The sequence below is a fragment of the Streptococcus sp. 3109 genome, from assembly GCF_013276905.1.
Lineage (GTDB): Bacteria > Bacillota > Bacilli > Lactobacillales > Streptococcaceae > Streptococcus.
On the sequence record NZ_VMLY01000007.1, the window covers coordinates 115,157 to 135,211 of the forward strand.

A 20,055-nucleotide genomic window follows, 5' to 3' on the forward strand; every position below is an offset into this window, starting at 1 on the left:
TTACTCTCCCAACTGGGCACTGTAGGCGATAATCTGGTCAACCGTGTCTGACAAGAATTGAATGGTATCACGGAGTGGTTTGTCTGTTGAAATATCGGCTCCGATAATCATGGCTGACTCAAGCGGTGTCTTGCTACCACCTGATTTGAGGAGATTGAGCCAGTCCTCAGCTCCAGTTTCTGAGTTTTTAAGATGGAGGTAACCTGCAGTCGAGATGACTAGTCCTGCTGAGTAAGTGTAACTATACAAGCCCATGTAATAATGAGCTTGGCGCATCCAAATCAAAGCTGCATCATCGTCGATTTCAATGGCATCTCCCCAGAAATCCGTCAAAACTTCCTTCATAATGCTGTTGAGCTTACTTGCTCCAAAGGTCTTCCCTTCTTCAATCAATGTATACACCTTACGCTGGAAGGCTGCTTCCAAGAGGTGGGTAATAAAATTATGGAAGTAGGTGTCTGTCAAGCGGTGAGCAAGGGCAAAACGTTTTTGACGAGAGTCGTCAGACTGGTGCTCCAAGTAGTCACTGAGGAGCAATTCATTGAAGGTTGACGGCGCTTCAACATAGTAGGTCGACATGTGGGCATTAAAGTAGCTTTGATGATTATCTGAAAAGATGAATTGACCAGAATGCCCGATTTCATGAATCAAGGTATAGACATCGCTCAAACGGCCTGTCCAGCTCATGAGGACATATGGATGAACGCGATATGGGTCCGCTGCATAGCCACCAGAATCCTTGCCACTATTGGCAGCAAAGTCCACCCAGCGCTCTTCTTGATAACGAGCAACTTCCTGACAATATTCTTGCCCCAAAGGTTCTACCGACTTCATGACCAAATCATAGGCATCGTCAATAGTCACTTGAGGATTCAGGACGCTGTCCAAGTCCAATTTCCAGTCTGCAAAGGTCATCTTTTCAAGACCATTTACCTTGGCAACATGCTTGAGGTATCTCTGAGCAACGGGTGCAAAATCCTTCATGATGAGGTCAATCTGACGGTCAAACATGGCACGGTCCACTTCTTGCTCAGCCAGAAGATAATCAAAGACAGAGTCGTATCCCTTCATATCTGCCAAGAGTTTTTCAGACTTGACTTGGGCTAAATAGGCTGCTGCAGCCGTATTTTGGTGCTTACGCAGTCCTTCTGAAAAGGAACGAAAGGATTTCTCACGAACCTCAGCGTTCTCATGGTTTTGGTAGAAGTTCTCATAGGTAACAAAGCTATTTTTGTAGGTCTTGCCATGGGCTTCAAAGTCAGCCATTTCGAAATCCCCAGCTCGCATCTTAGTATAAATGTCCTGTGGACTATAGAAAACTTCACCCAGATTGGTCAAGGCCTTCTCCACATCAGCTCCTAGATAGTGGGCTTTTTTGATTTTGGCCTGACGAATGGCAGCCGTTAAATGTGGCAATTTACCCAAACGGTCCAAGACTTCCTCATCAGCTTCCACCAAGGCATCGTCAAAAAAGGTCAAGGCTACGCTGGCATCTGTTTCAAATTCCATCCCAGCTTGAGCAATGTTGGCAAATTCGTCATTGCTATAATCTGTCGTCTGAGGCATAAATCCATAGTTGCCAATATGGCTCATCTGAATGTAGATTTGCTCCAATTCCGCAAAGGCCTTTTCAAAATCCTCAAAAGTATGAAGATTCCCCTTATAGTCACGGCTAAATTGGTTGATGTCTTCACGAGCTTTCTCGATTGCACGCAAGAAATCCTCGCGGTCTTGGTATAGGGCTGTTAAGTCCCAGAGTTCCTTCTCTGGAAATTCTGAACGGTGTTTTTGTTCCATTTTCTTCCTCTTATTTCTCTAATTCTAATAAAACACTAAGGGCTGATAAGGCGTAAAGCGGTGCTGTTTCTGCTCTTAGAATGCGAGGACCAAGTCCTGCCAAGACTGCTCCCTTAGCTTCAAAACTCTCAATTTCTGTAGGTGACAGACCACCTTCTGGACCAAAGATAAAGAGCAATTTGGCTCCTTTTTCAAGACCAGAGACCGCTTGTAAGAGCGCAGCGGCTTCTCCTTCTTTAGCCGACTCTTCATAAGCCACTACGACGCGGTCAAACTGGTCAAGTTGGGCTAGAAAATCTGCTTTCTTCTCAAAAAGCTGAATACTTGGAACCATATTACGCTTGCTTTGTTCTGCTGCTCCAAGGGCGATTTTTTCTAGTTTTTCAACCTTTTTACCCAATTTCTTGCCATCCCACTTAGCAACGGACCAATCTGCAGGAAAGGCCCAGATTTTGCTGGCTCCGAGCTCGGTTACTTTTTGAGTGATAAACTCTAGCTTGTCCCCCTTGGGAAATCCAGATGCAATGGTCACTTGAACGGGCAGTTCCACATTGTCAGCTAGTTCTTCTACCAATTCAAACTGACAAGCTTCCACATCCAGCACACGCGCCAAATGCTTGATACCATCATCAAAGACTAAGGTCACCTCATCATCTTCTTTCAAGCGCATAACCTGAAACATATGCTTGCCGGTTTCCTTGTCCTCGATGGTGACAGGAGAGATCGCACTGCCCCTGACAAAATACTGCTGCATGCTAGCCTCCAATCACACCGGAAATATCCTTGGTTTTCTTAAAGACACAGGCATTCCATTCCCCTTGAACCATGTGAGTTTCGAGGAAAAATCCAGCTGACTCAGCCGACTCGCGCACCATGTCCCACTTGTCCTTGATAATCCCACTCATGATGAGGTAGCCTTCATCCTTGATCAAACGATAAGCATCATCCGTCAGATGAATGAGGATATCCGCCAAGATATTAGCTACAATCACATCTGCCTCAATCTCAACTCCCTTAAGCAAGTCTCCTGCTGCTACATGGATGTTTTCCATACCAGGGTTGAGTTCAATATTTTCCTGAGCAACACGAACTGCCACATCATCTAGGTCATAGGCGAAAATTTCCTTAGCACCAAGTAGCGAGCTAGCAATAGAGAGGACGCCTGATCCAGTCCCCACATCTAGCACTGTTTCCCCACCACGAAGAACCTGTTCCAAAGCAAAAAGGCTCATCTTGGTAGTTGGGTGGGTTCCTGTTCCAAAGGCCATACCAGGATCCAGCTTGATAATCTTTTCTCCAGCAGTCGCCTCATAGTCTGTCCAAGACGGCACAATGGTCAAATCATAAGTAATACGAGCTGGTTCATAATATTTCTTCCAGTTGTCTGCCCAGTCTTCCTCAGCCAAGGCAGTCGTCCCCATCTTGATCTCACCCAAATCCATAAAATCTGTTAATTCTGCTAGGCGAGCCTGCAAGTCTGTCTCAACCACTGCCACATCAACTGTATCAGGATAGTAGGCTGTCACTACGATTTCTTCTTGCTGCTCAACCTCTGGGAAAATCTCGCCAAAACGATCCACATTCCCCACATAGTCCATGCTGTCTTCAATCGCAACTCCTTGCGCCCCCAGCTCAATCAAGAGATTGGAAACCAATTCCTCTCCCTCACGCTTAACTGTAACTTTTAACTCTTGCCATGTTTCCATAAATTTTTCCTTATCAATCTATTAATTCTTCTAATTCTTTTAAAGTTCTTCCATCCTGATCTTTCCAATCAGTTCGACCGTTCGTTTGCATACCCAGCAAAAAAGCCGCTGCATAAGAAGGGCTAGAAAAAAGTTGTTTTTCTTTTAACACTCCATCTTGAATGACCCGAGAAGCTATTAAATTCTGACGCATTTCTTTTAAACTTGCTGGAAGGTATGGAGAATCCTTTATTTCTACTTGACTTCCTTCTAAAACAACAAAACCTTCAGTTGTCCGTTCACAAGTTGCTTCTATTACTTTGTTAGATTTCTTAGTTTTACGCTTTAAATAAAGATAAGTTGAATGATTATCAGTCAAATCTTGACTAACTTCCTTTGTCATTGGAACAAAAACACGATAACCTAGAGTTCCAATAATCATTAGCGTATTTTCAACAATTTCATCCAGTTCAGATTCCTTTTCCTCAGTCACATTATCAGGATTTGGATCATTACCATTTTTCACAATATAGCGACCAGCTTCTTTAGCAAGTTGAGTAAATTTATTTTCCAAATAGCTAATTTCTGTTGGACCAAAAGAATTATTTTGAGTTGTTAGAATGATGACATCATTAAAATAATCTGCATGAGTATCGCGGGTATGCTCTTGAATTCGCAACAATACCCCTTCACCATTTTTTCGAGTTGTCGCCTGACCAATATAGGTCACATCTTTCTGTTTATCTTCATCTCGACCAAATAAGAAATAAATACCACTTTGTTTCATTTCATCACGCGACTTTAAATCTCCCAATTGAATACGAGGTATTTTGTAAATCACTCCCGTCCAATTTGACAAAGTACATTTGATTTTTCCAGTTACTTCACCATCCATGAGAAACATATTAATATTTTTGCTAAGCTTTGCCATTTATCGAACTTCTTCCAAATAATCCCTCACCCTATTCTGCAACTGAGGCACAACTTGACTGGAATTAAGAAATTCCTCAGTAGTCATCAGCTGATAGCCCTGCCCTTCATCTCCAAATACGATACTGTCAAACTGGGCCTGTGTCAACAGACCGACTAGAAATACAGATTGTTTATCCGCAAAAAGCATACTTGGATAAACCTTACTCCAAAGCAGACAATCCTCAGTCAGATGAATTCCCAGTTCTTCATAAACTTCACGCGCCACGCACTCAAAAGGACTTTCATCCCCCTCTCGTCCACCACCGGGTAGTTCCCATATATTAGCCCAGGGAATGTTTGCCCTATCATCTCGTAAGATAGTCAGAAGCTTATCTCCGCAAAACAAAGCAATCTTACAGCCTGTGAAATCAGAAATTTCTATTTCCATATTAGACTCCTTCGGTTAATTCCTTTTCCAGCTCAGCTAACCAGTTTTGATAATAGCTTTTCTCATCCCGTAACATCCGACTGCTATTCATTTTCTGTCTAGCAATCTTCATAGCCTTGTGAGTTTGAACTACATCTTTCTTTACCTTAAATTGATACCAAGCTTGAATGACCTGCATATCTGCTGTTTTTAGAGATAAAAAGGATTTGACTCCTCGAATACTTGCATATTCTTCCGCTTTCTTATTATCTCCTTCCATCAGAGCAATTTGAAGAAGGTATAATTGAGAAATAGTTTTAGACATTGGATTATCTGTTTTCTCTAGCACAGACTGCAACTGTTGCTTTGCAAGCTCTATATTATCATCCAATATGAATACCAAGCCCTGAAGAGTCTGAACACTTTCTGCAAAACTCCCTCTCGCCTCCTCATCAACAGGCATGATAAAGTCTTTTAAATCATATTCTTGAGGAGCTAGCAAGGTCTGGGCAGAATGCCTCAACATCAAGTAGGCGTATTTCGTATTTGCAGGGTGTTGTAGCAATTCCCAAATTTTTGCGCCATCGGTGATGCCGACTGGCAAAATGTTATTTAGGAAGAAAGACAAATTAAGAAAAATCCAAGTCCCTGCAAAATACCAGCTTCTTGTCAAAAACCCAAACACTATCGCCAATAATATCAAGCTGAGATGAACCATCAAGCCTCCTGAAAGCATCAGGATGATTCTTTGATCACTTTCATCCTCTTTTAAACCAATGTATTGAGCACCAACATTTTTCAGAATGGCTGTTCTACTAAGATGAAACCTGCCTGACTTTTTGGTCAAAATAAAATGTCCTAACCCAAAAGCCACCAGCCGATAGCCTGTCAAGTAGCCACAAAAAGCATGTCCCAGCTCATGAAGAATAAAGATTAAATATATACTTAGAAGAGCGAAGGCATAACCAAAAGTAAAGACTAAAACTGTGGAATACCCCAACTCTGCAAATGCGATTGTTCCACAAGCACAAGCCAGCATAATAAAGACAACAGCTAGCACATAAACCAAATAAATCCCAATTTTCTTCATAAAATCTCCAACCAACTCCTAGTATCTCGGATAAGGATAAAACTCTCCCTCTTCCAATCCAACTTTTCCTTCTTCAAAGACTTCTTGATTCCATTCCATGACGAATTCTTCTGCTTCTGGGTCTTCCAAAAAGTCCATGAGGGCATCTAGTCCAACCTCGGCAGTATCTTTAAGGAATAGCGCAAAATAAGCTAAAAATTCGCGAGAAAATCCTTTTTTAGGTAGGTAAGGGATGACAGTCAAATAGTCTTCCTCATTGACTGTTGATTTGGCAGGATTGTAAAAAAGCACTGCTTCTTCAAAGAGAATGTCATCTGATGAAACCTCTCCATCTTCATCCACCATCTCCACACCTGCAGCATTTTGCGCTTCCAATAGAAAACTCACTTCAACCGCGTGGTTACGCTTGTCCCAACTAATCTCAAAGTCAAAAGGAAAGTTCTTCTCCAACTCTTCCTCTAAAACATCTAAAAATCCGTATGTTGCCATTTTGTCCTCTTTCTATGCGACTCTTAAATCGCCCCGATTGCTCGGAAATATGCTAAAATAGATACTACCATATTACCACAAAATTATTTTATGTCCTAATTATACCATATTACCTCATTTAAACCCTTGGTATCAGTGATTTTCTTAAACGGTTGATTTCCTTATTTTTTCTAAAAACTCAACACAAAAAAGCCCTCGAAAGGGCTAAGAAATCTATAAAATCAATGGACAAGTAACTAGCACAATTAGATGTGCTTTTTTATTGACCATTCCCACGATACCACACTTAATCTTATGCTTGTATTTTCTTATCTGCAATAGCGTCTGTCAAAGTCTGAGAAAAGTTAAGTCCCATTTCTCGTCCCAACTTATCTGCCCATCTTGGTATGGTCAAGGTCTTTTTAATTGGTTCCTGACTTCCTAGGTATTCTGATACATCAACAGACACCATAGAAATAAAAGATTTATCAAGGTTATAGGTTGACACGAAATCTTCATCATCTTTAAATGGATCGTTATCAATTAAAGACAAGCTATTGATATCTGACGGCTGGGGCAAATCTCCATCACTCTCTATCAAATCTGCAACAGTTATGCCTAACCACTCCGAACCCATAGCCAAAGCCTCAGAAATCCCCTCTCCTTGTGTAGCTGAGTATTCAAAATCCGGGAAATGGACAAAATAAGTCGCTTTTGCTCCGTCTGTATCGTCATAATAAAATAAAGCTGGATACGTAACTAACATCTCACTACCTCCATATCAAAAAGCAGGGGCTGAATTTTACAACCCAGCTTGCTTTCTTATCCCTCTTTCAGTGTACTTATTTAGCTCACCATGAGGGATTGTGATAGGTCTTTCCCCTTGCTTCTCCATTTTAATATGGGAGCCTTTACCACCTTTGGTTTTTATCCAACCATGGGCCGTAAGGAGTTTGACCATCTCTTTTTGTGTCATAGGCATAGCGCTTTTACCTCCTGACAACACTATTGTAGCACGTGCTACACGTATTGTAAAGAAGGGATACGTATTATTCTCTTATACATAAAAGCCCCTAGATGTGGTTCTAAGGGAAGCCAATTTATTCATACCTATTTTTCTAATGAGTAGTAAATACTGCTTCTTTATCAAGCAATTCATCATCTGTATAGTCAATTGTTAAAGTATCTCGATTTAAGACAGACTGAGGCGGAGTTGAATGAATCATAGGAACACTGCGTACCCTATACTTTTTATCTCCAATTTTTACAAACTGATTAACTCTCAAGTCTTTCAAATCAGGATTTTCAACAATTATTACAAGGAGACGATTTACTACTTTAAAAACATCAATTATTCTATTTTTCATATTTTTTCGACCCATTATGATTAAAATGAACTTCTTGGTAAGCAAAATCAAGTTTAGGTTTAATGTTTTCGTACAAATCTAAAATCTCTTTTGGAGTATCTTCACGGAAGAAAAATTGTCTTTTTCCTGAGATAACTTGATCACTAAGAATCCAATGACGAATTTGTTTTGTAAAAATCAAAATTTCCTGACTTGGTAATTCCATTCTTTCCATTGCTTATCACCTCTCTTTTCATTATAGTTCATGCAATAACATTTAGCAATATTATTTCTCAAGTCAGCAATTCCACTTCTTTAGACTCAACTATCATATTTTGAGTTTTAAGGAAAATCAAATCTCTCATGCTGATACCTCTCCTCATTAAATTAAATAGTCAAAAAGATTCTATCTCACATCCTGAATATTACAAAAACATTGAAATATCACAACTAATAGGCTAGAATGGACATAGTAAGATACATTTGGTGAGTTATACTGCTCAAAAAATATGACACTAAAATCCACGTTAGAAAGGACTGCTATGCCAGACAATCTCGCGCTTCGCATGCGCCCTAAAACCATCGACCAGGTCATCGGTCAGGAACATCTGGTCGGACAAGGAAAAATCATCCGCCGCATGGTGGAAGCCAACCGCCTGTCCTCCATGATTCTATATGGACCTCCGGGAATCGGCAAGACCAGTATTGCCTCAGCCATCGCTGGGACTACTAAGTATGCCTTTCGAACTTTCAATGCGACAGTTGATAGTAAAAAGCGACTGCAAGAAATTGCGGAAGAGGCTAAATTCTCTGGTGGTCTCGTCCTATTACTAGACGAGATTCATCGACTGGATAAGACCAAACAAGACTTCCTCCTGCCACTCTTGGAAAGTGGACTAGTCATCATGATTGGCGCTACGACTGAAAATCCTTTCTTTTCTGTCACTCCTGCCATTCGTAGTCGTGTTCAAATTTTTGAGTTGGAACCTCTGTCTAACCAAGACGTCAAAGAGGCCCTACAGATAGCTCTAAATAACCCTGAACGTGGTTTTGATTTTCCAGTAGAACTAGATGAGGATGCGCTGGACTTCATCGCAACCTCTACAAACGGAGACCTGCGTTCTGCCTTTAACTCGCTGGACTTGGCTGTTCTCTCTACCCCTGAAAATGACGAGGGCATCCGCCATATCACCCTCGACATCATGGAAAATAGCCTACAGCGAAGCTACATCACTATGGATAAGGATGGAGATAGTCACTATGATGTTCTCTCAGCCCTGCAAAAGTCTATCCGTGGCTCCGATGTGGATGCCAGTCTCCACTATGCTGCCCGCTTGATTGAGGCTGGTGATTTGCCTAGTCTCTCTCGTCGCTTGACTGTTATCGCCTATGAAGATATCGGCTTAGCCAATCCTGAGGCCCAGATTCATACCGTCACTGCTCTGGATGCTGCACAAAGGATTGGTTTCCCAGAAGCCCGCATTCTCATTGCCAATGTCGTCATTGATTTGGCCCTTTCTCCAAAATCCAACTCAGCCTATCTAGCTATGGATAAGGCACTTGCCGACCTCAAAACATCAGGTCATTTGCCCATTCCGCGACACCTGCGTGATGGGCACTACAGTGGAAGCAAGGAACTGGGGAATGCCCAAGACTATCTCTATCCACACAACTATCCTGGAAATTGGGTCAAGCAAGACTATCTGCCAGAAAAAATTCGCAATCATCACTATTTCCAAGCAGAAGATACTGGTAAATATGAACGGGCTTTGGCTCAAAGAAAGGAAGCCATCGACCGTTTGCGAAAAATCTGAAATCCTTTTCAAAAAATTGCACTTTCCTCTTGATTTTTTTTGAAAAAGTGGTATCATATAAACATAGAAACGCTGTGGTGTACGACTTCACACTTAAGTGTTGACCGACTATTTTTTGTATTATTAGGGAAACAAAAGTCTTCTAACAGCATGTAGGCCGTCTCACACGGAAACAGCTTCAGTTAGAGCGAGTTGCCCACCTGCTTAATTGCGCGGGTTCAATACAAACCGTGAAGTTTCGGCACCAATACAGCTTTTTTCTTTGCCTCCTTAGCTCAGCTGGCAGAGCAGCGGACTCTTAATCCGTGGGTCACAGGTTCGATCCCTGTAGGGGGCATCTAAATACAACAGGAAAAACCTTGAAATTCAAGGCTTTTTTGTGTATCTGTTCTACTAATGGATATTAAAGATATAATTTTGTAAACACCCTTTCCAGACATCTTTAATCTTAAGACACTCTTCAAAAAATTTTTTAAAATTTAAAACAAAAGTCTTGCTTTTCTTTTTATTTATGTTATACTTGTTCTTGTATCTGATACATGTTTATTAAAAAGGAGTTCAGATGGATACAAAATTCTCAGTTGCTTTGCATATCTTAACAATGATTAGTGAAAGCAAGGAAACCTTAAGTTCTCAAGCACTAGCTATTAGTGTTGGGACTAACGCTAGTTACATTCGAAAGGTGATTGCCTTATTGAAAAATGCAGGTTTGATTCATTCCCAGCAAGGAAAAACGGGCTATCAGCTCAGTAAGCCTCCAAAGAAAATGACTTTACTAGAGATCTACTATGCTACTCAAGAAATCAATCACATTAGTTTATTCCCTGTTCATCAAAATAGTAATCCCGATTGTCCCGTTGGAAAACATATCCAAGGAGCAGTCTCACCGCTTTTCGCTAGTGCCGAATCTCAATTAGAGAAGGAATTAGCAAATCAAACTTTAGAAGATGTCATTGACAATCTATATAAACAAGCCAAACAAGTCCGAAACTGATTTGATAGCAAGTCAGTTTTTACTGGAAACAGAATGTACTTGTATTAGATACAGGTATATAAAATAAAAAGAAAAGAGAAAACACATGAAAGTCGCACAACATACTACTTATAACAAAAAGAATATCACACTAAACATCACCGAAATCGCTAAACCAAGTATTACAGACAAACAAGTCTTGGTGAAAGTCACCGCAGCCGGTGTTAATCCTCTCGATAACATGATCTCTCGTGGTGAGGTTAAGATGATTGTTCCTTACAAACTTCCTCAAACTGCAGGTAACGAAGTGGTTGGAATCGTTGAAAGCATTGGCAAGCAAGTTGACAACTTTCAGCTAGGAGACCGTGTCTTTGGCCGTCTGCCACTTGATCATATCGGTGCCTTTGCAGAATACCTAGCTGTCGATAGTCAAGCCTTAGCCAAGGTTCCAGACTATCTATCAGACGAGGAAGCCGCTGCTATTCCTCTTACTGCCTTGACCATTATGCAGGCTCTTGACCTCATGGGCGCTCAAGCTGGGAAAACGATCTTTATCTCTGGTGGTACTGGAGGTGTCGGTGGAATGGCCATTCCTATTGCCAAGGCCAAAGGATTGAAAGTCATTACCAACGGTTCTGGAGATAGCGCTGAGCGTGTGTTGAAACTAGGAGCAGATAGATTTATCGATTACAAAACAGAGGATTATACAAAAACTGTTAGCCAGGTTGATTATGTCCTCGATACTCTCGGTGGAGCTGAAACTGAAAAACAAATGTCTATCATGAAAAAAGGTGCTCATCTTGTTTCACTTCGTGCCATGCCAAACGGTGCCTTTGCCAAACGCATGAATCTACCAAAATGGAAACAGATGATTCTTGGCTTAGCAGGTCGCAAATTTGATAAAATGGCGGAAAAATATGGTGTCCACTATCATTTTATCTTTGTGAAAAGCAATGGTGATCAATTACAAGAGGTAGCTGACCTCTTTAGCAAATTAGAAATCAAACCCTCTATCGATACAATTTATCCATTTGAAGAGGTAAATAGCGCCTTAGACAAGGTCGCTAATGGTCACTCACGTGGAAAAACAGTCCTCAGCTTTAAGAAATAAAAAGGAAAACACAATGTCATATCTTACTACAAAAAATCAATACATCACAGTCGACGGGAACAAAATCGCTTATCGCGAACTTAGTAAAGGCAAATCAAAACTACCTCTTCTAATGCTGGTCCATTTGGCAGCAACTCTCGATAACTGGGATCCTAAACTCTTAGACTTGATTGCTGAAAAGCACCATGTCATTGTAGTCGATCTTCCTGGAGTTGGAGCCAGTCAAGGAAAAGTTGCTTCGACGATTCCTGGAATGGCTAAGCAGACAATTGACTTTGTAAAAGCGCTTGATTACGATAATATCAATCTTCTTGGCCTTTCTATGGGAGGTATGATTGCCCAAGAAATCGTCCGAATAAATCCTACTCTAGTCAATCGTTTAATCTTGGCTGGAACAGGACCTCGAGGTGGAAAAGAGGTCGATAAGGTCACAGGGAAAACCTTTAACTATATGTTTAAAGCGGGACTCGAGCGCATCGATTCTAAACGCTATATCTTCTATAATCATGATGAACAAGGGAAAATTGAAGCTTTGAAAGTCCTAGGACGAATGGGTATGAGAACAAAGAAATTTGCGGATAAAGACATGAACCTATCAGGATTTCTAACTCAACTCAAAGCTATTAAACGTTGGGGGAAAGATTCGCAGGACGACCTTCAATTCATCACCCAACCAACCTTAATCGTCAACGGGGATAAGGATATGCAGGTTCCAACGGAAAATTCTTATGACATGCATGAGAAAATCGAAAATAGTAAGCTGATTATCTATCCAAATGCTGGACACGGTTCGATTTTTCAATATGCAGACGAATTTTCAAAAGAACTACTGACTTTCTTGGAGGACTAATATGGTCAAAACCATTCTGATTACAGGTGCTACTGACGGTATTGGTAAACATTTGGCAAAGAAATTGGCCAGTGAAGGCCATCATATCATCCTCCATGGTCGAAACCCTCAAAAACTTGAACTGGCGCTTCAAGAGGTTCGAGCAGTTTCCTTGAGAGGCAGAGTTTCTAGCCACCTTGCAGATTTTTCAAAACTAGACGATGTTTATCGATTTGTAGAGGAAATCAAGCGAAACTTTCAAAGTATCGATGTCTTATTTAACAATGCAGGCATATATGCTGGAAAAGAACGAAAAGCGAGTACTGAAAATGTCGAGTTGACTTTTATGTTATCCGTTCTGGTTCCCTATATTTTAACAACTGAGCTAAGTCCCTTATTAGAAAAAGCGTCTGACGGCCGTGTCATTAATACTTCTTCCTATATGCATCATTTTGCCAAGATCAAGGATTTAGACTTTGGATTTGAGAACAGCTATAATCCAGGATTGGCCTACAATAATTCCAAACTTTACACTATTTGGATGACACGTTATCTGGCCAGAGACTTCTTTTTAAGAGGTTCAAGCATCACCATCAATGCCTACCATCCTGGCTTGATTTCAACCAATTTGGGGAATGATTCCAGTGTTGAAAAGACGAAAAGTCTCTCTTCGGACGCTTGATGAAGTCTCTCTCAAAGAATTTAGACGAGGGAATCGAAACAGGTTATTACCTCACCTTATCAGAAGAAGTCAGGGGCTTAACTGGCTACTATTTTGACGAGAAGAAAGTGAAATCTGTATCTGAAAAAGGATATAATTTTGAAAAAACTCAAGATTTAATCAATTACTGTAATGATAAAATTGAGTTGTTTAAACAGAAACATTCTCAGATAAATTAGAAAAAAGTTCTCTTTCCATTTTACTAGAAAGAGATTTTTCTTTAGGAGAAATAACTTAATTTTTAATCGATTCGTAATAGCTCAGCTGGCACTGTTAAGTAATAGGTTGCCGTCAAGCTTGCTTCACCTTGATTGACAAAAATCTCGATGGAATTTTTATCTAGAACAACTTCCAATTCTTTAGCTTCAATATCTACATACCGTCGACTAGTATCCTGTTCTTCTTCACCTAGAATTTTTTGAACAAGATGGCTACGATCAATGTAAACTTGCTGCGCATTACTGTCATAACCAAATTCAAGATAATCTGTATCATTTCCTAAGCGGTAATGACAATCTTTATCTATTTGGATTTGATATTGGCCTTTTTTAACAGGGAATTGTCTTAGTTTGCCATCTTCCAATCTTAGAATTCTAGGTAAAGTCATGGCACATGCCCACTTGTGTTCTTGATCATGGGTTGGAAGGGTACGCCCCCATGTCTGCATCCAAGCAATCAAGACACGACGATTTTGATCGTCCAACAATGTTTGTGGCGCATAGAAGTCTTGGCCATGATCAATTTCTTGAACTGATTCTGGGATAAAACGTTTTTCTCCCCAATCTACCTTACCCGTGAACAAAACCGATGAGTTAATGTTATGATAGGAGTCTCCCTCACGCTGATAACGCATGGGTGACATAATAAGGCAATCCTTCCCATCTAACTCAAAGTAATCTGGGCATTCCCACATAAAGCCTTGGTGTTCTCCCCCTTTTAAAAAGATGGATTCGAACTGCCATTCTACTAGGTTATCGGACCCTAGTAGAACGATACAGCCCACATTATCCTTATGTTTGGCAGCTACTACGGAGTAATAGCGTCCATCTTTTTCAAAGAGTTTTGGATCACGGAAATCAGCAGCAATCAACTCATCTGGCAAGTCTGCTCCAGTTGCAACTGGATTTTGTTCAATCTTTTCAAAGTGAATCCCGTCGTCTGAAAATGCCATATTTTGCACTTGACGAACACCTGTTTCTTCTTCAATATGACCAGTATACATGAGCCAGAGGCGATCATCCTTGACAATGGCAGAGCCTGAGAAACAACCATTGCGGTCATAATCATGGTCAGGAGCAAGTGCCACTGGCAAGTGCTCCCAAGTTACCAAGTCCTTACTTTTAGCATGCCCCCAGTGCATTGGTCCCCAGACACTATCATAAGGATAGAATTGATAAAAGAGATGGTATTCTCCACGAAAATAGACAAATCCATTTGGATCATTGATCCAACCAATCTCAGCTGAAAAATGTTCTTCAGGCTTATACTGAGTATTTACGAGATGTTTATTTTCTGCTATAAAACGATTGGCTTTTTCTATTGTGTATTTCTTATCTCCCATAATCAACCTCTAGTTTTTGTTTGCTTGGTATTGGTCGTAGTATTTTTGTTTAATAGCGAGGTAATCTGAAAGTCCGTATTTTTCAAGCTCTTTCTTGTAATCATCCCACTCAGCATCAATATTCCCATTTACAATCCATTCAGCGCGCTTGCGGTAGATATAGTCATTCATATCTGCCTCGATGTGGGCAATCTTATCCAGATCTTCCTGTGTCATAAAGACTCTTGGATAGTTATTGTCATTGCTCATGTAAGGAACATAATATTCTTTGATAAGATCCAAACGCCATTTGGCATCATCTGGCATAGTTGTCACTTTACCATAGTATGAATCTAAAATAGCTAGTGGTCCTCCTACTTCAGTCTTTTGACGAAGTTCTGCTGGTGCAGTTCCGTTTAGTGGTAAGTGTTTGAGGCTGTTAGTTGCTTGGTCAAATTCAAAGATATTTTGTTGCTTGTCATCTCCGTAAGTTCCCCAGTTATTTTGCACAGATTGGAGTGGAGCGTATTGTGCATCAATCCATTTAGCTGTCAATTCTAGGTTTTTGTTTACACTGGTAATAACCATCTTGTCACGCGCAAATCCCATACCGTTTGTACGAGCTACGTGTTTTTGACCACTTGGCCCAGCAAGTACTGGTAAAACATCATAACTTTCGTTACTTCCAGTAACATTACTCTTATCCCATGTAAAGTAAACACCAAATTTCTGATCATGACCTTTAGCAATGTAACTATTCCAATCATGTTCGAAAGCTTCCTTATCAATCAATCCTTTTTCTTGCAATTGACGGATAAATTTGACACCTTCTTTATAGTTATCGTTATCTGCTGTGAAGTCAACTTTGCCATCATTTCCAACTACTAAATGATCATCGTTATCCCCTATACCAAATGCAGCAAATAGGAATTTGAAGTCTTCGTTTCCGTTACCACTAATAAATGTAAATGGAATTTCATCAGCCTCTCCATTTCCATTTGGATCCCCGTTTTTGAAAGCTTCTAGGACTTTAATCAGATCATCAGTAGTTTTTGGCATTTCAAGACCCAGTTTCTTAAGCCAATCTTTGTTAATCCAAGCCATATCGTTGACGCTATGAATAGACTCTTTACCCGCTCCAAGCTCTTCAATCCATGGGAATGAGTAAATGTGCCCATCAGGTGCTGTCATCAAGGCCTTGTATTCTGGTTTCTCATCCAAAATTTTCTTAAGATTTGGCATGTATTTATCAATCAAATCTTCAACTGGAATAATAACACCTTTTTTAGCCCAGTTCATCAAGTCCACATCTGAAGCTCCGTCGTTGTGGATAGCATCTGGTAGATCACCACTAGAAATATCCAAGTTACGTTTTTCTGCAAAGTCGGATTGATAGTTGGTCCAGTCAATATGAACGCCAGTTTCCTTCTCCAAACGTTGCAAAATTAACTTTTCATTTGGGTCTTTAGGAGCTAACGGTGAACTAGCTGTCATAAACTTCAATGTTTTCTTTTCTTGAAGCGGGAATGTTACACCTTCCAACTTATAATCTGGACTTGAAGCTGTATTTTTTGAGCCACAGGCTGCAAGTACTGCTAAACTAGCTGTCAACAAAACTGCTGATTTTGAGAATGTTTTGAATTTCATGAGAAAACTCCTTTTATTTTTTCTTTTTTTATCCTTTAAGTGAACCAGCCATAATTCCTTTATCAAAGTATTTTTGGAAGAATGGATACATAACAATCAATGGCAAGCTGGAAATGACAATAGTTGCGTATTTAATTAATTCAGCTAAACGTTTCATTTCATTCATAGCCGCTTGTGCCCCAATCATATCTTGACCTGGTTGGCTTTGAATGAGAATTTTACGAAGTACAAGTTGCAATGGTTCCAAATTTGGATCCTTGATATAAATCATTGCATCAAAGTATGAGTTCCACTGGCCTACAAAAGCATAGAGGAAGAGAACAAACATAATTGGTTTTGCAAGAGGAAGCATGATTTTGAAGAAAATCTGTAAATCATTTGCACCATCAATGACAGCAGCTTCAACTAATTCTTCAGGCAATCCTTGGAAATAGGCCCTAGCAAGAATAATATTCCAAACATTGACAGCACCGGGAACGATGATAGCCCATGGAGTATTAAGCATGCCCAAATCTTTTACTAGTAAGTAAGTTGGAACTAAACCACCACCAAAGAACATGGTTACAATCAAGAAATAATTAATCCAACGACGTCCAACCAAGTCTTTCTTAGAAAGAGGATAAGCTGTAAACACAGATAGCAATACTGTTAAAGCCGCAAAGCCAAAAGAGTATAGTAGAGAATTGATAAAACCTCTTAGAATAGATTGGTCACTGAATACACGCTGGTAACCTTCTACCGTCCAATCGGCTGGATTAAAGCTAATCCCTCTACTAACCAGAACCTTAGGATCCATAAAGGATGCTACTACTATATAAAGTAAAGGAAGTAAGGTTATCAAGACTATAAAGACAATAATGATTTTATTTAAGAGTAAGATACGTCTATCAAATTTGGTATCCATAATTGAATTTTTCATGCTTCCCTCCTTAAATTCCTTCACCATTGTTCATGCGTTTAACGATTTGGTTAACTGCAACAAGCAATACTACGTTAATCACTGCATTAAACAAACCAACCGCTGTTGAGTAAGAATAGTCTCCTGATACAAGACCAACTTTATAGACATATGTAGAGATAATTTCAGAAGTTGGCAAATTTAACGATGTCTGCATCAAAAATGCTTTCTCATATCCGACATTCATAATTCCACCTGCAGCTAAAACAAATTGGATAACCATAATAGGCTTAAGAGCTGGAATATCAATGTGCCAGATTCGTTGGAAGATATTAGCTCCATCCAATCGGGCTGCTTCTACTAAGGCTGGATCTACATTTACTAATGTTGCTGTGTAGAGCGTTGAAGCCCAGCCCATTCCTTGCCAGATACCACTAAAGATGTATAAAGGTCTAAAGAAGTCTGGATTTGTCAAGAAGTCAGCCTTGATTCCAAACATAGAGAGAAAATTGTTAATTGGTCCTCCCACTGAAAAGAAAAGGAAAATCATACCGACAATAACAACGACTGAGATAAAGTTTGGTGCGTATAAAATGAGCTGAATTCGTTTTTTGACTTTTTCACTCAAGAGTTGATTGAGCATAATAGCAAGAATGATTGGTGGTAAAAAGCCAAGCAATAAACCATAGATACTTAATTTTAAAGTATTGGCTAACAAGATACCAAAGTTGGGAGAGGATATGAATTTTGTAAACTCAGAAAAACCAATCCAATCACTCCCTAAAATTCCTTTTAAGGGATTATAATCTTTAAATGCGATTAAAACCCCATACATAGGAATGTATTTAAAGATAAAGGTTAAAACTAAACCAGGGACAGTCATCAATAACAAGAGTTTTTGTTTCTTGATTCTTTCCCAAAGAGAAACTTGCTTCGCTTTGCTATTCATAGCAACCTCCTTTTTTTGAAACGTTTCATTTTTGGTCGAAAAAGATAACGCTTGGCGCTGTCTATTTGTTTTGTTTTTGAAACGTTTCATTTTTGTTCTAAAAAAATAAATCTTTTTTATCTGAATTCATTCTATCATTGATAGCGCTTTCTGTCAAGACTTATTTTCATTTTTTGTTGTTTTTCCTTCAACAAATTTCACTGGTAGGATTGTCTGCAAATTAACAGTCTTTCCATCAAGAATATCAAACAAAATCCGAACCGCTTCTTTGGCCATTTCTTCCAATGGTTGTTCAATAGTTGAAAGCAGATAATCTCTATCTCCAGCCATTTTAATTCCATCGTATCCAATAATTTGGACATCATGAGGAATACGTTTGCCATTTTTTTCTAGTATATCAATCACATCCAAAGCTGTAAAGTCGTTAATTGTAAAAATTCCATCTATAGAAGAATTTTCTTCCAAGAAACTCTCTAGCTTCCCATGATAGTCAGTAACTGTCTCATCCAAATCAAAAATACTAAGAGGTATTTTATGCTCTTGGACATACTTTTCAAAGGAAATTCTACGACGTTTGGTTTCATTAATGGTTGTATTATGTCCGCCCACAAAGGCTAAATGCTGACATCCTTTACTAATTAATTGTTTAGCTGCTTCTCTTCCACCTGCATCATTATCTGATGAAACACAAGGAATGGCAATATCTGAGTATGTACGGTCAATACTGACAAAGGGAATTCCTGACGACAGGTAATGTTCAATTGGACTATAGGTAATAGCAACCACTCCATCAACTTTATTATGACGCAACATCTCCAAGTAGTCTTGCTCGCGATTTGTACCATTTATGGAACATAAGAGTAATTTATTATTCCTCTTATAGACTTCATTTTCCACATGCATAGCAAATTCTGAAAAAAAGGGATGCCAGATACTTGGTACAATGATTGCAATCGTTTCTGTTCGATTTTTTTTCATTCCTCTAGCGTAGTAATCTGGAATGTAATTCAAGGTTTTAATTGCTTGTTCCACTTTTTTCAAGGTTACTTCTTTAATGCCTTTTTCTTTATTAATCACACGTGAAACAGTTCCAACGCTAACTCCTGCTTCTAAAGCAACATCTTTCATGGTAATTGATTTTCTTTGTTCTACCATATTATCACCTCCTTTCAATATATAGTATCATGCAAACGTTTTTTTAGCAACTATTTCTCAATCATTTTTGGCCAGATCCTTTTTACCATCATGGATAAAATCACTCCAATCGGCTTTCTAAAATTCTTTCAATTTTCATATATAGGAATCTACCTACCACAGGAAAAGACTTTGTTTACTTTCTATCTACTCTTTTTCATGATGTATTTTCGTACAGGTGCTTCAACTATTTGAACGATTTCAAATCCTTCTTTTTGGTAAAGACCCTGAGCTCTTTGATTTGCCTCGAAGACATTTAGAGAGATGCTGTCTATATCTCTATTTTCAAAGACCAAACTAACAAATTTCCTGAAAGCCTGCCTACCTAATCCCTGCCCCTGTTTCTGGGGGTTGATAAAAAATCTTCCAATATGAAGATTACTGTCTTCTAGTCTGATTTTCTGGATAAGCCCGACAAACTCGTGTCCATCAAAGATTGAAAAGACTCCTTCCAAGTCTTGCAAGGCTTGAAGGGTCAGTGGAAAAGGAATCCTTGGTCCCATCCATTGTTCTTGAAAGACTTTGCCAAGGGAATTGGACCATTGACATACGAGTTGAGCATTTTCTGGGCTCACATTTTCTTCAAAACGAATTGTCATCTTGACCTCACTATCTTGTCTATGTTTCTTTATTATACTACTTCTACTATTTTTT

21 protein-coding genes, 1 tRNA gene and 1 pseudogene are annotated in these 20,055 nt (G+C 39.5%); 6 read left to right on the forward strand and 17 right to left on the reverse strand.

What is annotated here, in order from left to right; translation table 11 throughout:
- The 11 genes from pepF to HT698_RS04910 form a co-directional block, all read right to left on the reverse strand.
- A complete protein-coding gene (gene pepF, locus HT698_RS04860; RefSeq protein WP_173219562.1) occupies positions 1-1,797 on the reverse strand; it encodes an oligoendopeptidase F in 1,797 nt (598 codons plus the stop codon).
- Between the two features lie 10 nt (positions 1,798-1,807).
- Positions 1,808-2,551 carry a 16S rRNA (uracil(1498)-N(3))-methyltransferase gene (locus HT698_RS04865; RefSeq protein WP_173219565.1) on the reverse strand — a complete coding sequence of 248 codons (744 nt, stop codon included), beginning with the start codon at positions 2,549-2,551 and terminating at the stop codon, positions 1,808-1,810.
- A gap of 1 nt (position 2,552) precedes the next feature.
- Positions 2,553-3,503, reverse strand: coding sequence for a 50S ribosomal protein L11 methyltransferase (gene prmA, locus HT698_RS04870; protein WP_173219568.1), 951 nt, complete (start codon positions 3,501-3,503; stop codon positions 2,553-2,555).
- A 13-nt stretch (positions 3,504-3,516) separates the two neighbouring features.
- Positions 3,517-4,413 (reverse strand): GIY-YIG nuclease family protein, encoded by an 897-nt coding sequence (locus tag HT698_RS04875; RefSeq protein ID WP_173219571.1) that lies wholly within the window; start codon positions 4,411-4,413, stop codon positions 3,517-3,519.
- Positions 4,414-4,842, reverse strand: a complete 429-nt coding sequence (locus HT698_RS04880; RefSeq protein ID WP_173219574.1) for an NUDIX hydrolase — start codon at positions 4,840-4,842, stop codon at positions 4,414-4,416.
- Position 4,843: 1 nt separating this feature from the next.
- Complete coding sequence (locus HT698_RS04885; protein ID WP_173219577.1) at positions 4,844-5,911, reverse strand: M50 family metallopeptidase; 1,068 nt, start codon at positions 5,909-5,911, stop codon at positions 4,844-4,846.
- Between the two features lie 18 nt (positions 5,912-5,929).
- Positions 5,930-6,400 carry a DUF3013 family protein gene (locus HT698_RS04890; RefSeq protein ID WP_000257122.1) on the reverse strand — a complete coding sequence of 157 codons (471 nt, stop codon included), beginning with the start codon at positions 6,398-6,400 and terminating at the stop codon, positions 5,930-5,932.
- A gap of 292 nt (positions 6,401-6,692) precedes the next feature.
- Complete coding sequence (locus HT698_RS04895) at positions 6,693-7,145, reverse strand: type II toxin-antitoxin system HicB family antitoxin (protein ID WP_173219580.1); 453 nt, start codon at positions 7,143-7,145, stop codon at positions 6,693-6,695.
- Positions 7,146-7,181: 36 nt separating this feature from the next.
- The gene (locus HT698_RS04900) at positions 7,182-7,361 is read right to left on the reverse strand and encodes a type II toxin-antitoxin system HicA family toxin (protein WP_001132279.1); all 180 of its coding nucleotides are present in this window, start codon (positions 7,359-7,361) and stop codon (positions 7,182-7,184) included.
- Between the two features lie 136 nt (positions 7,362-7,497).
- On the reverse strand, positions 7,498-7,746 hold the full coding sequence (locus HT698_RS04905; RefSeq protein ID WP_173219539.1) for a hypothetical protein: 249 nt from the start codon (positions 7,744-7,746) through the stop codon (positions 7,498-7,500).
- Positions 7,736-7,960 (reverse strand): hypothetical protein, encoded by a 225-nt coding sequence (locus HT698_RS04910; protein ID WP_225904797.1) that lies wholly within the window; start codon positions 7,958-7,960, stop codon positions 7,736-7,738. Before HT698_RS04910 ends, HT698_RS04905 begins: the two co-directional genes overlap by 11 nt.
- Positions 7,961-8,267: 307 nt before the next feature.
- Here HT698_RS04910 and HT698_RS04915 point away from each other — a divergent pair, with 307 nt between their 5' ends.
- The 6 genes and pseudogenes from HT698_RS04915 to HT698_RS04940 all read left to right on the forward strand — a co-directional run bounded on the left by HT698_RS04915 (position 8,268) and on the right by HT698_RS04940 (position 13,352).
- Positions 8,268-9,539 (forward strand): replication-associated recombination protein A, encoded by a 1,272-nt coding sequence (locus HT698_RS04915; RefSeq protein ID WP_173219583.1) that lies wholly within the window; start codon positions 8,268-8,270, stop codon positions 9,537-9,539.
- A gap of 264 nt (positions 9,540-9,803) precedes the next feature.
- Positions 9,804-9,876 (forward strand) — tRNA-Lys (locus tag HT698_RS04920).
- 225 nt (positions 9,877-10,101) lie between these two features.
- Positions 10,102-10,533 carry an Rrf2 family transcriptional regulator gene (locus HT698_RS04925; RefSeq protein ID WP_173219586.1) on the forward strand — a complete coding sequence of 144 codons (432 nt, stop codon included), beginning with the start codon at positions 10,102-10,104 and terminating at the stop codon, positions 10,531-10,533.
- A gap of 85 nt (positions 10,534-10,618) precedes the next feature.
- Positions 10,619-11,623, forward strand: coding sequence for an NADP-dependent oxidoreductase (locus HT698_RS04930; protein WP_173219589.1), 1,005 nt, complete (start codon positions 10,619-10,621; stop codon positions 11,621-11,623).
- A 13-nt stretch (positions 11,624-11,636) separates the two neighbouring features.
- Positions 11,637-12,473, forward strand: coding sequence for an alpha/beta hydrolase (locus HT698_RS04935; RefSeq protein WP_173219592.1), 837 nt, complete (start codon positions 11,637-11,639; stop codon positions 12,471-12,473).
- Position 12,474: 1 nt separating this feature from the next.
- A pseudogene (locus HT698_RS04940) lies at positions 12,475-13,352 on the forward strand (SDR family NAD(P)-dependent oxidoreductase).
- A gap of 62 nt (positions 13,353-13,414) precedes the next feature.
- Here the strand turns inward: HT698_RS04940 and HT698_RS04945 are convergent.
- The 6 genes from HT698_RS04945 to HT698_RS04970 all read right to left on the reverse strand — a co-directional run bounded on the left by HT698_RS04945 (position 13,415) and on the right by HT698_RS04970 (position 20,000).
- On the reverse strand, positions 13,415-14,734 hold the full coding sequence (locus HT698_RS04945) for a glycoside hydrolase family 32 protein (RefSeq protein ID WP_173219595.1): 1,320 nt from the start codon (positions 14,732-14,734) through the stop codon (positions 13,415-13,417).
- Between the two features lie 9 nt (positions 14,735-14,743).
- Positions 14,744-16,360 carry an ABC transporter substrate-binding protein gene (locus tag HT698_RS04950; protein ID WP_173219598.1) on the reverse strand — a complete coding sequence of 539 codons (1,617 nt, stop codon included), beginning with the start codon at positions 16,358-16,360 and terminating at the stop codon, positions 14,744-14,746.
- Between the two features lie 28 nt (positions 16,361-16,388).
- Positions 16,389-17,279: a carbohydrate ABC transporter permease gene (locus HT698_RS04955; RefSeq protein ID WP_000797956.1), complete on the reverse strand. Its 891-nt coding sequence runs from the start codon at positions 17,277-17,279 to the stop codon at positions 16,389-16,391.
- Between the two features lie 10 nt (positions 17,280-17,289).
- Positions 17,290-18,207 (reverse strand): sugar ABC transporter permease, encoded by a 918-nt coding sequence (locus HT698_RS04960; RefSeq protein WP_045605839.1) that lies wholly within the window; start codon positions 18,205-18,207, stop codon positions 17,290-17,292.
- 153 nt (positions 18,208-18,360) lie between these two features.
- Positions 18,361-19,362 carry a LacI family DNA-binding transcriptional regulator gene (locus HT698_RS04965; protein ID WP_173219601.1) on the reverse strand — a complete coding sequence of 334 codons (1,002 nt, stop codon included), beginning with the start codon at positions 19,360-19,362 and terminating at the stop codon, positions 18,361-18,363.
- A 182-nt stretch (positions 19,363-19,544) separates the two neighbouring features.
- A complete protein-coding gene (locus HT698_RS04970; protein ID WP_173219604.1) occupies positions 19,545-20,000 on the reverse strand; it encodes a GNAT family N-acetyltransferase in 456 nt (151 codons plus the stop codon).
- Between the last annotated feature and the right edge of the window lie 55 nt (positions 20,001-20,055).

Excerpts from the sequence above, each read along its gene's own strand:
- pepF (WP_173219562.1), bottom strand. The coding sequence starts at position 1,797 with ATGGAACAAAAACACCGTTCAGAATTTCCAGAGAAGGAACTCTGGGAC.
- HT698_RS04865 (WP_173219565.1), bottom strand. The coding sequence starts at position 2,551 with ATGCAGCAGTATTTTGTCAGGGGCAGTGCGATCTCTCCTGTCACCATC.
- prmA (WP_173219568.1), bottom strand. The coding sequence starts at position 3,503 with ATGGAAACATGGCAAGAGTTAAAAGTTACAGTTAAGCGTGAGGGAGAG.
- HT698_RS04875 (WP_173219571.1), bottom strand. The coding sequence starts at position 4,413 with ATGGCAAAGCTTAGCAAAAATATTAATATGTTTCTCATGGATGGTGAA.
- HT698_RS04880 (WP_173219574.1), bottom strand. The coding sequence starts at position 4,842 with ATGGAAATAGAAATTTCTGATTTCACAGGCTGTAAGATTGCTTTGTTT.
- HT698_RS04885 (WP_173219577.1), bottom strand. The coding sequence starts at position 5,911 with ATGAAGAAAATTGGGATTTATTTGGTTTATGTGCTAGCTGTTGTCTTT.
- HT698_RS04890 (WP_000257122.1), bottom strand. The coding sequence starts at position 6,400 with ATGGCAACATACGGATTTTTAGATGTTTTAGAGGAAGAGTTGGAGAAG.
- HT698_RS04895 (WP_173219580.1), bottom strand. The coding sequence starts at position 7,145 with ATGTTAGTTACGTATCCAGCTTTATTTTATTATGACGATACAGACGGA.
- HT698_RS04900 (WP_001132279.1), bottom strand. The coding sequence starts at position 7,361 with ATGCCTATGACACAAAAAGAGATGGTCAAACTCCTTACGGCCCATGGT.
- HT698_RS04905 (WP_173219539.1), bottom strand. The coding sequence starts at position 7,746 with ATGAAAAATAGAATAATTGATGTTTTTAAAGTAGTAAATCGTCTCCTT.
- HT698_RS04910 (WP_225904797.1), bottom strand. The coding sequence starts at position 7,960 with ATGGAAAGAATGGAATTACCAAGTCAGGAAATTTTGATTTTTACAAAA.
- HT698_RS04915 (WP_173219583.1), top strand. The coding sequence starts at position 8,268 with ATGCCAGACAATCTCGCGCTTCGCATGCGCCCTAAAACCATCGACCAG.
- HT698_RS04925 (WP_173219586.1), top strand. The coding sequence starts at position 10,102 with ATGGATACAAAATTCTCAGTTGCTTTGCATATCTTAACAATGATTAGT.
- HT698_RS04930 (WP_173219589.1), top strand. The coding sequence starts at position 10,619 with ATGAAAGTCGCACAACATACTACTTATAACAAAAAGAATATCACACTA.
- HT698_RS04935 (WP_173219592.1), top strand. The coding sequence starts at position 11,637 with ATGTCATATCTTACTACAAAAAATCAATACATCACAGTCGACGGGAAC.
- HT698_RS04945 (WP_173219595.1), bottom strand. The coding sequence starts at position 14,734 with ATGGGAGATAAGAAATACACAATAGAAAAAGCCAATCGTTTTATAGCA.
- HT698_RS04950 (WP_173219598.1), bottom strand. The coding sequence starts at position 16,360 with ATGAAATTCAAAACATTCTCAAAATCAGCAGTTTTGTTGACAGCTAGT.
- HT698_RS04955 (WP_000797956.1), bottom strand. The coding sequence starts at position 17,279 with ATGAAAAATTCAATTATGGATACCAAATTTGATAGACGTATCTTACTC.
- HT698_RS04960 (WP_045605839.1), bottom strand. The coding sequence starts at position 18,207 with ATGAATAGCAAAGCGAAGCAAGTTTCTCTTTGGGAAAGAATCAAGAAA.
- HT698_RS04965 (WP_173219601.1), bottom strand. The coding sequence starts at position 19,362 with ATGGTAGAACAAAGAAAATCAATTACCATGAAAGATGTTGCTTTAGAA.
- HT698_RS04970 (WP_173219604.1), bottom strand. The coding sequence starts at position 20,000 with ATGACAATTCGTTTTGAAGAAAATGTGAGCCCAGAAAATGCTCAACTC.